Source organism: Cupriavidus sp. 05N38, from assembly GCF_056397345.1.
Window position 1 is genome coordinate 21,149 of record NZ_JBFTNF010000078.1, and the last position, 9,519, is coordinate 30,667.

Genomic DNA, 9,519 nt, shown 5'->3' on the forward strand with positions numbered 1-9,519 from the left:
ATCCAGGTAGTCATGGCCTGGACGCACGAACATCTGCTCTTGAGCGAAGACTGATCTCAGCCCCCGCTTTGGCGCGGTCTCCCRGGACTACCGCTTCGTGATGGCGCCATTCAGCCAATGTCATCCTCCGACAGCGCCTCGTACCCCGCCGTCACATCGAACAGCTCCTCGTCGATCGCGCTTTGCCGCTCGTTATGAAACCGGCCGCGAAGGCTGGCGAGCAGTTCGTCGATGTTCTTGTCGGCCCGCTCCATCGCCGCTAGGCGGCTGGCGTTCTCGCTCGCCAGCGATTCGGCGCAGGCGCTGAACAGCGAGATAAAAAGGTGCTCGCGGATCAACGCGCGCATCGTGGCGGTGCCACCCCCGATCACTTCCGGCGGGTTCGGCGTTGGCCAGCGCTGTGCCAGCAACCCGGCCAGCCATTGCGCGTCAAGCGGCAACAGGCGCTGCTCAACCGGCTGGTAGAGGGCGCCCGGCCTTGGCTGGTTGTAGAAGACGTAGATACGGGGCTGCGCGGCCTGGCTCGGGTGTGTTTCCGTATCGAGCTGCAGCCGGTCGACCAGCGGGGCAATGGCCTCGACCGAGCCGGGCACCGCATAGGTGCCGGCCACGGTCACGCCGGCGCTGGCCAGGCGTGCCCGCACCCGCTCGCCGACGGCCCAGACCTCTCGCTTTCCGGGCATGGCCAGGAGCGCTTTGAGCGCATGGTCGACGATCACCTCATTGAACTGGCCCACCAGCCCCTGGTCGGAGCCGAACACGATGGCGCCGACCGCTCCCGTTGAGGCAGGCTTGCTTTCCCCCGGCGTTAAACCGGCCGGCGCCAGCGTACGCAGGCATGCCCAAAGACCCAGGCTCACCGCGCGGCGGTAGTCGGCCAGCGCCAGCACGGACTGTTCGTACTGGCTGATGCTGGAGGCGGCCAACGCGCGCATGGTGCGAACAACGGTTTGCAGATGCGTGGCGCTGCCGATCTGGTGCCGCAGCGTGGCGGCCGAGTCGCTCATTGCCTCCCCCCCTCTGCCGGAGAATGTGCCCGCGCTTCGAGCCCGGCCCCGGTATCAGCACCGGCCTGGAACTGCGCAAGGGCGGCGCGGACGATCGCGGTAACTGCCTGGCCATCGGCCTCGTCCGGCTTGCCCGCGGCCTCGAAGCGGGCGGATATCGCGGGCGGGATGCTCACCGCCGCGGCGCGCGCTGCAAGCTGCGCGTCCTGCATCCGGTCCAGCGGCATGGCATCGAACAGCCGCGCGGTCAGCGCGCTCAGGATGGCGATCTGCGCTGGCACCGGGACCGGGTCCGATTCGGGCTGCATCAGGCAGGCGCGAATGCGCTGACCGTGCGCGATGGACTGGCGGCTGTCGTCATCGAGCCGGGCGCCGAAACGGGAAAACGTCTCGAGTTCCTCGAACTGCGCGTAGGCGAGCTTGAGATCGCCGGCCACGGCGCGAAAGCTGCCCCGCTGCGCCTTGCCGCCCACGCGCGACACCGACTTGCCGACATCCACCGCGGGCAGCACGCCAAGCTCGAACAGCGTAGGCGACAGATAGACCTGGCCGTCGGTGATCGAGATCAGGTTGGTCGGGATGTAAGCCGACATGTCCTGCGCCTCGGTCTCGATGATCGGCAGCGCGGTAATCGAGCCGCCACCGCGCTCGGCGGCGAGGTGCGTGGCCCGCTCCAGCAGCCGCGAATGGATATAAAAGATGTCCCCCGGGAAAGCCTCGCGGCCGGGCGGGCGGCGCAGCAGCAGCGAAAGCTCGCGGTAGGCACGGGCGTGCTGGGTGAGGTCGTCATAGACGATCAGTACGTCCCGCCCGGCCTCCATGAAGTGCTCGGCGATGCTGGTGGCGGCATACGGCGCGATATAGGCCAGCCCCGGTGGCTGGTTGCCTTCGGTGACGACCACGACGGTATAGTCCATCGCCCCCTTGGCGCGCAGGGTCGCCACCGCCTTGGCGACGGCCGAGGCGCGCTGGCCGATGGCGCAATACACGCACACGACGTCCTGGCCGCGCTGGTTCAGAATGGTATCGATGGCGATCGCGGTCTTGCCGGTCTGGCGGTCCCCCAGGATCAGCTCGCGCTGGCCGCGCCCGATGGGGATCAGCGCATCGATGACTTTCACGCCGGTCTGCAGCGGCACCGTGACCGCCGCGCGCTCCATGATGGGCGCGGCCGGGCGCTCGATCGGCAACCGCGCGCTGGCCGCGAGCGGCCCGAGGCCATCGAGCGGCCGGCCCAGCGGATCGATCACGCGCCCGAGCAGCGTCTTGCCCACGGGCACGTCCATCACTCGGCCCGTGCGCTCGACCTGGTCGCCGGCCCGCAGCCGCCAGTAGTCGTCGAGCAGCACCACGCCGACCTCGCCTTCATCGACATTGAACGCGATGCCGTACACGTCGCCGGGAAAGCGCACTAGCTCGTCATAGCCGATGCCAGGCAGGCCGGAGACTTGCGCGACGCCCGTGGCCACGCTGACGATCGTGCCCACCTCCTGCGCTGCCAGTGCCGGCACGAACCGGCTGCGCGCCTCGCCCATGGCGGCGAATGCCCGTTCGATGGCGGTTTGCGGCGGGGTAAGCGCGAAGGTCATGGCTGGCTGGCCTCGGGCTTCGGCGCTGGCTTCGGCGCGGCCTGTGGCGCGGATTCCGGCTCGGGCCCGGCATGCATCGCCGCGTTCTCCGGGCTCAGCAGTTCGCTCACGGCATGCTCCAGCGAGCCGAGATAGCGATCGATGCTCCAGGCCAGCTTCTGGCCGCCGACGATTAGTTCGATGCCGCTTACCAGTTCCGGAGCCGTGTCGAACTGCAAGGGGATGGCGGTGCTCAGGATTTCATCCGCCGCCGCCTGGATGGCGGCGCGCTGTGCGGCAGGCAGCGCGAACGCACTGCGCACCACCGCGTGCGCCGCCGGCCGCCTGAAGGCGGCCGCAAGACTAGCTCTCGCCGGTTCGTCGAGCGCACGCAGGCGGCGGATGAAGACGTCGGCCACGCGTTCTTCGAGACTCGCCGAGGCCAGGTCCGCGAGCGCCCGGCGGGCGACGGCAAACACCTCGCGCCGCGCCAGGTCGCCGAGCGCCTGCGTCAGTTGACCGGATTCGCTGCGCAGCGCTTCCTGCCGTTTCGTTGCAAGCGCGTCCGCTGCCTGGCGCGCGGCTTCAAGCAATTGCCGGCGCTGTGTCTCGGCATCGCCAGCCGCCTGTGCCAGCAGCGCAGCGCGCTCGCGCTCGAACGCATCGGTCTTCTGCTGGAACGCCTCGCCTTGCTTGCGCGCCTCGGCCTCCCTGGCGCTGGCATCGGCGATCTGCCTGGCGATCCTGCCCTCGCGGGCGTCGATGGCGTCAAGCACGGGCTGGTAAAGAAAGCGCTTCAGCAGCCAGACGAGGATGACGAAGTTGAGCGCCTGCGCGCCAACGGTGAACCAGTCGATCAGCATGGCTTACCTGGCCACCGCGCGGGCGATGGCGGCGTTCCAGAAGGGGTTGGCAAAGATCAGGATCATCGAGACGACGAAGCAGTAGATCGCCGTCGACTCAATCATCGCCAGGCCGACAAAGAGCGTGCGCGTGATCGTGGCCGATGCATCGGGCTGCTGCGCCAGCGACGTCAGCGCTGTCGCTACCGCCCGGCCTTCCGCGAGCGCGGGCCCCATGCAGCCGAAGCCGGTGCAGAGGCCGGCCATGGCGATCGATGCCACCGCGATGATTGTCAGGCTGTCCATGGGATGGTTCCTTGGTCGGGTTCAGGGTGTTTTTTCGATCGGCAGGCCTGGCTCCGCCTTGCCGCTATGCGTGGCCGCCGCGAGATAGACCGCGGCCAGGATGCTGAAGATATAAGCCTGCACCATGCCGGTAAGCAGGCCGAGCGCGGTCATCACGATGGGAAACAGGAACGGCGTGATCGTCACCAGAATGGCGATGATCATGGCTCCGCTCATCATATTGCCGAACAGGCGAACAGCCAGCGCCAGCGTGCGCGACAGTTCGCTGATGATGTTGAACGGCAGCATCATCAAGGTCGGCTCGAGGTAGGACTTCAGGTAGCCGCGCAGCCCCTGGTCGCGGATGCCGTACAGCGGCACCGCCACGAACACGCACAACGCCAGCGCCAGCGTGGTCGACAGCGATCCGGTGGGCGGCTCGTAGCCGGGAACGATGGTAAACAGGCTGGCCGCGGCGACGAACAGGAACAGGGTGCCCAGGAAACCGAGATACTTGCGCGGCTGGCGCAGGCCGACTTCCGCGATCTGCTGCGCGATCCCGGTCACGATAATTTCAAGCAGGTTCTGCCAGCGCGAGCGGCGGTGGCCGGACGAGAGCCGGCGCGTGACCAGCCAGGAGCCCAGGGTCAGCACCCCCATCAGCACCCAGGTGAAAAGGATCGTGCCGTTGAGCTTGACGAAGCCGTGCTGCCAGAAGATCCACTGGTCAGGGCTGAGGCGCATGGCCCGTCTCCCGAGGCGCCGGGGTGCGGCGGTGGTCCGCCCATCGCCCCGTCATCCATGTCACCGCCAGGCGTGCCACTGCGAAACCAGCCAGGCAGGCAGCCATCCGCTCCCATTGCCCCGCGCCGACGGCGTAGAAGCCGAGCAGCGTGACGCCCATGCGCAGCAGCAGGCTGCCCAGCAGCCATAGGGCCGACTTTCCGGATGAAAGCGTCCGGCGGACCGTCCACCACAGGCCGCCGAAAAAGAAGCCTCCGAGTGCGCCACCCACGAGGGCCGCAAGCAGCAATGCCGCCACGTCATGTATTCGCATCGTCTTTCTCCTCCTCGTTCTGGCCCTGGTCCCGCCGCATGGCGCGGTCCTCCTTGGCGACCCAGTGCCACGCATTGAAGCAGCCGAGCACCAGGCCGGCCACCAGCAGCGCCAGCGTCCACACGTGCCGGCCCGGATAGTGCTTGTCCAGCCAGATGCCCAGCGCCGCGCCGAGTAGCGTCGGCACAACCACCGACCAGCCGACCAGCCCCATCATGCCCAGCCCGAACCAGACCCCCGGCACGCCCTGGCGCCGCGCCCTGAGCTTGCGCTGCGCCTTGGCGCCCACTTTGCCTGCCAGCGTGGGCTCGGGCTTCGGCTGTCCGCCGGGCGGTGGCACGGTCATGGCGACGGCTTGTGAAGCTTGGCGAAGCGGGCAAGAAAGCCCGTCTCCAGCTTAGCCATGACCGTGCGCAGGCTGCGCGCCTGCTCGTCCTGGGCCAGGAACTCGCGCTCCACGGTGTCGCGCAGCGTGGCCAGGTCGGCGCCTGCCATGGCGCGGCGCACCGACACGCGCACATCGAGGCCGGTCTTGACCAGCACGCCCTCATCGACCGCGATAAACACTTCGCCATCGGCCGGCGTTTCAAAGGCCAGGATGCCGGGCGCGAGCGCCGCGACGCAATCGAGGCGATGCGGCAGCATGCCGAACGCCCCCCCGGCGGTCTCCGCCACGATGCGCAACACCTCGCGCTTGCGCAGGAAGACCCGGAAGGGCAGCAGTATTTCAAGAAGCATGTGATCCGGCGGCATGGCTCTCCTCTGCTGGTTCTGGCGCCACGGGCGCGGGCTTGCCCCTCGCTTCGGCTATCGGCCCGATCATGTAGAGCGCGCTTTCGGGGTAGTCCTTGAACTCGTCGCGCAGAATGCGCTCGCACCCATCGAGCGAATCCGCCAGGCTGACTGTCCTGCCCTTGATGCCGGTGAACTGCTCCGTGGTGAAGAACGGCTGGGTCAGGAAACGCTCCAGGCGGCGGGCGCGGGCGACGACGTCGCGGTCGGCGGGGGAGAGCTGTTCCAGCCCCAGYATGGCGATGATGTCCTTGAGTTCCGCGTACTGGGCCAGCGTGCGGCGGATATCCTGCGCCAGGCGATAGTGGCGCGCGCCGACGATGCCGGGCGTGGCCATCCTGGAATTCGATTGCAGCGGGTCGACGGCCGGGTAGAGGCCCTCGCTTGCGCGCTTGCGCGATAGCACGATGGACGCCGACAGGTGCGAGAAGGTATGCACCGCTGCCGGGTCGGTGAAATCGTCCGCAGGCACGTAGACCGCCTGGATCGAGGTGATGGCACCGGTGTCGGTGTTGGCGATGCGCTCCTCCAGCCCAGACAGTTCGGTGCCCATGGTCGGCTGGTAGCCCAGCCGCGACGGCATCTGCCCCATCAGGCCCGAGATCTCCGATCCGGCCTGGATAAAGCGGAAGATATTGTCGATCAGCAGCAGGACGTCGCGGTGCTCATCGTCGCGGAAGTACTCGGCCATCGTCAGCGCCGCATGGCCAACCCGGAAGCGCGCGCCCGGGGGCTCGTTCATCTGGCCGAAGACCATGACCATGTCCTGCAGGACGCCGGCCTCGCGCATGTCGTGGTAAAGCTCCTCGCCCTCGCGGCAGCGCTCGCCGATGCCGCAGAAGATGCTCACGCCCCGGTGATGCCCGACCATGTTGTGGATCAGCTCGGTGAGCAGCACCGTCTTGCCCACGCCCGCGCCGCCAAACAGGCCTGCCTTGCCTCCGGTTTCGAGCGGCAGCAGCACGTCGATCGCCTTGATGCCGGTCTCGAACACCATCGACTGCGTGGAGCGCTGAGACAGGGGCGGCGGCGCCCGGTGCACCGAACGCCACTGGACATGCTGCGGCGCCGGCAACCGGTCGATGGGCTGGCCGAACACGTCGAACATGCGCGACAGGATGCTGGCGCCCACCGGCGCCTGCAACGGCCCACCGGTGTCCTGCACCGCCATGCCTCGCGCCAGCCCCTGGGTGGAGGTCAGCGCGATGCAGCGCACATGCCGCGCATCCCGCTGCGCCAGGACTTCGATGGCGATCCGGCCATCCACGCCGGTACGCAGCAAGGTGCGAATCGGCGGCAGCCCCGCCTCGAAGCGCACGTCGACGACGCTGCCGCGCACCGCAGCAACCACGCCCCGGCTCGCGCTCACCGGCAGCCTCCATGTGCGGGCGGAGCCGGTCCATGCGGGCACGTGGCCCCCAACCGTGCCGGCATGGCCGTCCGGCGATGCGCCACTGGCGCTGTCCTTGCTCCGGTCATGCGATCATCCTCAAGCCGCCCGTGCCCTTGCTGCCGTTTTCACCGTGATGCCCACACCAGGCGCCGCGCGTGCGGCAATGCACAATGATGCGCTTCTGCAGCGGGGAAAAGTTGATACAGGTCAACTTAGCGCATGCGTGGCCCCGAAGCAAGACGTTGCGCAGCCGGTGCTGACGAGAGCGCGCCAAATCGGGGGCAAACCACAGGACCGCTGCCGAGAGGCCAATGAGGCACCTACAATGCGCGCATGGCTTCCGATCCTGGGCCGGCGATCTCCGTCCTTCAACTTCGAATTGCTCTGCGCGGCCTGAGCCCGCCGGTTTGGCGGCGCGTCCTCGTTCCCGAGCACTTGACCCTCGGGCGAAATGTCATCCAAGTCGTCATGGGCTGGGCCGACGAACATCTGCACGAGTTCAGCATTCGTGGCAGACGTTACGGCGAAGCTCATGAGGGCATCTTGCAGTTCTGCACAGTGGCAAACGAACTGCCGCTGACCGCGTTTCATCTCCGCGAACACGAAGGCTTCGTCTATGTGTATGACTTCAACGCGTGGTGGCGCCACGAGATACGGATGGAGCGGCGTATGCTGCGGGAACATCCTGGTCGGCTGCCCCGTTGCGTGGCGGGTTGCGGGCCATGTCCGCCCGAGGACATTGGCGGGATCGAGAGGTATCTGGAGGCCAGGGGCGAACACAGTGAATATGAGTTCGTCGATTGGATCGAGTCGCTGCGCGAAGGGCCTATCGTGTTGGAAGACCTACGCGACGCGGTCGACCGGTGGCTGACTTGGCTGGATCGTCGCTTTGACCGTCAGACCGTCAATGATCGGTTGCGACAGCTCGAGGGGTAGACTGGTCGCCGCAGCCTCCAAGGGAGGACGGCGGCCATGCGTATCAGCTTGCTACTCGTAGTGCAGGACGATGGAGGCGCGCCAGCCACCGTCACCGAAATAGCCCAGCTCGAGAGAGATGGCCTTGATGTGGGCTCGCTGGGCCTGCATCTGGAGGAGGCGAAATCATTGCTGGGTCGGCTGCAGCGCACGATGGTCACGGCACAGGTTGCGGAGGCAGTTGCCCGGACCAGCGTTTGTCCCACGTGCGGGGCGCAGCTGGCTTGCAAGGGCCACCATTACTTGGTTTTCCGGAGCGCGTTCGGGCGACTGTCGATTGACAGTCCGAGGCTGTATCCCTGCCGGCGGTGCCAGGGCGACGCAGGTAGCTTCAGCCCGGTCGCCCGCTGTCTGCCTGAGCGGGTCAGTCCAGAACTGCAGTATCTCGAGGTCAAGTTTGCGGCGTTGATGTCGTATGGTCTGACCGTCAACGTCCTTCAAGAGGTATTGCCGCTCGATCATGTACTGGCAGCCACCTCAATCCGGCGCCAGGTCACCACGCTCGGTCGCCGGCTGGAAGCGGAACAGGCCACCGACGCCCGGCAGCAGGCGGAGGTGACCGCGAGCGTCGGTTCGTCCGAGATCCCGGAGCCCAGTCCGATCCGCGCGGTCGGCATTGACGGCGGCTACCTTCGGCGGGCCGGCCACCGGCGCCGCCAGGATGGCTGGTTTGAAGTGATCGTCGGAAAGTCCCTGCGGGATCAGGATGGCGGGCATAGTTTTGCCTACGTGCATAAACTGGAGCGCCGACCGGCCGATCGTATGTGGAATTTCCTTCTTCGTGAGGGTGTGCAACCCAGTCAGCCGGTGACCTTTCTGTCGGACGGCGGGGATACCGTACGGTTTGCCCAGCTCGGTTTTGGTGACCGCGGTGAGTACGTTCTCGATTGGTTCCACATCGCCATGCGGGTACAGAACCTCGCACAGATGATCAAGGGCCGGCCGGCCCACAGCGACGGCCCCAGCAACGCGGAATTGATCAAGGCGCTGCATAGCTCCAAGTGGCACCTGTGGCACGGCTGCCCCTATCCGGCGTTGCGCCGACTGGAAAGCCTGGGCTGGGATCTGGACGCTGAGGCCAGCCCCGAGGAGGCCAAACTCCTTGGCAAGCTCGAGGAGTTCATTGTCTACTTGGACAACAACCGGCACTTCATCGTGAACTACGGTGACCGCTATCGACATGGCAAGCCCATTGCCTCAGGTTTTGTCGAGTCAGCCGTCAACCAGGTGATCAGCAAGCGGTTCGTCAAACGGCAGCAGATGGCCTGGCGGCCTCGGCACACGCACAAACTACTGCAAATCCGGACCGCGGTGCTCAATAACCAGCTATGTTCTTACGTTGAACGCTGGTATCCCTCCATCGCCGGAGAAGAAGACCACCGCCTTGCCGCTTAGTCAGCCCCCGATTTCGCGCGCTCTCGTGTTCCAGCGCTAGTCAGTATGACTCCCCTGGAGGCAAAGGCTGGCCCGCCGTGAGGAATCAAACGCGGGTTAGCATGACTGCCAGAGCCGCATGGTGTGGACAGTGCCACACCCGGCGATTTCCAGCGCGGAGGCCAGCATGGAACACGATAGCACTTTGTATGTCGGTTTAGACGTC

Annotated in this window: 11 protein-coding genes; 2 read left to right on the top strand and 9 right to left on the bottom strand. The window is 66.6% G+C overall.

The genetic code is table 11. The annotated features are described in order from the left end of the window. Positions 1 to 110: 110 nt before the first annotated feature. From AC1DK4_RS35370 to atpD, 9 genes are read right to left on the bottom strand one after another with little or no spacing between them, the layout of a single operon-like run. A complete protein-coding gene (locus tag AC1DK4_RS35370; protein ID WP_441622552.1) occupies positions 111 to 1,007 on the bottom strand; it encodes a F0F1 ATP synthase subunit gamma in 897 nt (298 codons plus the stop codon). Further along, positions 1,004 to 2,596, bottom strand: coding sequence for an alternate F1F0 ATPase, F1 subunit alpha (locus AC1DK4_RS35375; protein WP_441650244.1), 1,593 nt, complete (start codon positions 2,594 to 2,596; stop codon positions 1,004 to 1,006). The genes AC1DK4_RS35370 and AC1DK4_RS35375 overlap by 4 nt, the downstream gene beginning before the upstream one ends. Continuing rightward, positions 2,593 to 3,438 (bottom strand): F0F1 ATP synthase subunit delta, encoded by an 846-nt coding sequence (locus tag AC1DK4_RS35380; RefSeq protein WP_441622556.1) that lies wholly within the window; start codon positions 3,436 to 3,438, stop codon positions 2,593 to 2,595. Before AC1DK4_RS35380 ends, AC1DK4_RS35375 begins: the two co-directional genes overlap by 4 nt. A gap of 3 nt (positions 3,439 to 3,441) precedes the next feature. Beyond that, positions 3,442 to 3,723, bottom strand: a complete 282-nt coding sequence (locus AC1DK4_RS35385; RefSeq protein ID WP_150990106.1) for a F0F1 ATP synthase subunit C — start codon at positions 3,721 to 3,723, stop codon at positions 3,442 to 3,444. Between the two features lie 21 nt (positions 3,724 to 3,744). Further along, the gene (locus AC1DK4_RS35390; RefSeq protein WP_441622558.1) at positions 3,745 to 4,446 is read right to left on the bottom strand and encodes a F0F1 ATP synthase subunit A; all 702 of its coding nucleotides are present in this window, start codon (positions 4,444 to 4,446) and stop codon (positions 3,745 to 3,747) included. Continuing rightward, complete coding sequence (locus tag AC1DK4_RS35395) at positions 4,430 to 4,759, bottom strand: N-ATPase subunit AtpR (RefSeq protein WP_441622560.1); 330 nt, start codon at positions 4,757 to 4,759, stop codon at positions 4,430 to 4,432. Before AC1DK4_RS35395 ends, AC1DK4_RS35390 begins: the two co-directional genes overlap by 17 nt. Further along, a complete protein-coding gene (locus AC1DK4_RS35400; protein ID WP_441622562.1) occupies positions 4,746 to 5,105 on the bottom strand; it encodes an AtpZ/AtpI family protein in 360 nt (119 codons plus the stop codon). The genes AC1DK4_RS35395 and AC1DK4_RS35400 overlap by 14 nt, the downstream gene beginning before the upstream one ends. Next, complete coding sequence (locus tag AC1DK4_RS35405; protein ID WP_441622564.1) at positions 5,102 to 5,497, bottom strand: F0F1 ATP synthase subunit epsilon; 396 nt, start codon at positions 5,495 to 5,497, stop codon at positions 5,102 to 5,104. Before AC1DK4_RS35405 ends, AC1DK4_RS35400 begins: the two co-directional genes overlap by 4 nt. Beyond that, complete coding sequence (gene atpD, locus AC1DK4_RS35410; RefSeq protein ID WP_477132099.1) at positions 5,487 to 6,920, bottom strand: F0F1 ATP synthase subunit beta; 1,434 nt, start codon at positions 6,918 to 6,920, stop codon at positions 5,487 to 5,489. Before atpD ends, AC1DK4_RS35405 begins: the two co-directional genes overlap by 11 nt. A gap of 357 nt (positions 6,921 to 7,277) precedes the next feature. On the opposite strand from atpD, the gene AC1DK4_RS35415 reads away from it, so the two are divergent. Next, positions 7,278 to 7,880 carry a plasmid pRiA4b ORF-3 family protein gene (locus AC1DK4_RS35415; protein WP_441622568.1) on the top strand — a complete coding sequence of 201 codons (603 nt, stop codon included), beginning with the start codon at positions 7,278 to 7,280 and terminating at the stop codon, positions 7,878 to 7,880. A 36-nt stretch (positions 7,881 to 7,916) separates the two neighbouring features. Beyond that, positions 7,917 to 9,314, top strand: coding sequence for an ISKra4 family transposase (locus AC1DK4_RS35420; RefSeq protein ID WP_441622570.1), 1,398 nt, complete (start codon positions 7,917 to 7,919; stop codon positions 9,312 to 9,314). Positions 9,315 to 9,519 lie beyond the last annotated feature (205 nt).

Bases quoted from the DNA above. Each gene is read 5' to 3' on its own strand.
- AC1DK4_RS35370 (WP_441622552.1), bottom strand. From the start codon at position 1,007: ATGAGCGACTCGGCCGCCACGCTGCGGCACCAGATCGGCAGCGCCACG.
- AC1DK4_RS35375 (WP_441650244.1), bottom strand. From the start codon at position 2,596: ATGACCTTCGCGCTTACCCCGCCGCAAACCGCCATCGAACGGGCATTC.
- AC1DK4_RS35380 (WP_441622556.1), bottom strand. From the start codon at position 3,438: ATGCTGATCGACTGGTTCACCGTTGGCGCGCAGGCGCTCAACTTCGTC.
- AC1DK4_RS35385 (WP_150990106.1), bottom strand. From the start codon at position 3,723: ATGGACAGCCTGACAATCATCGCGGTGGCATCGATCGCCATGGCCGGC.
- AC1DK4_RS35390 (WP_441622558.1), bottom strand. From the start codon at position 4,446: ATGCGCCTCAGCCCTGACCAGTGGATCTTCTGGCAGCACGGCTTCGTC.
- AC1DK4_RS35395 (WP_441622560.1), bottom strand. From the start codon at position 4,759: ATGCGAATACATGACGTGGCGGCATTGCTGCTTGCGGCCCTCGTGGGT.
- AC1DK4_RS35400 (WP_441622562.1), bottom strand. From the start codon at position 5,105: ATGACCGTGCCACCGCCCGGCGGACAGCCGAAGCCCGAGCCCACGCTG.
- AC1DK4_RS35405 (WP_441622564.1), bottom strand. From the start codon at position 5,497: ATGCTTCTTGAAATACTGCTGCCCTTCCGGGTCTTCCTGCGCAAGCGC.
- AC1DK4_RS35415 (WP_441622568.1), top strand. From the start codon at position 7,278: ATGGCTTCCGATCCTGGGCCGGCGATCTCCGTCCTTCAACTTCGAATT.
- AC1DK4_RS35420 (WP_441622570.1), top strand. From the start codon at position 7,917: ATGCGTATCAGCTTGCTACTCGTAGTGCAGGACGATGGAGGCGCGCCA.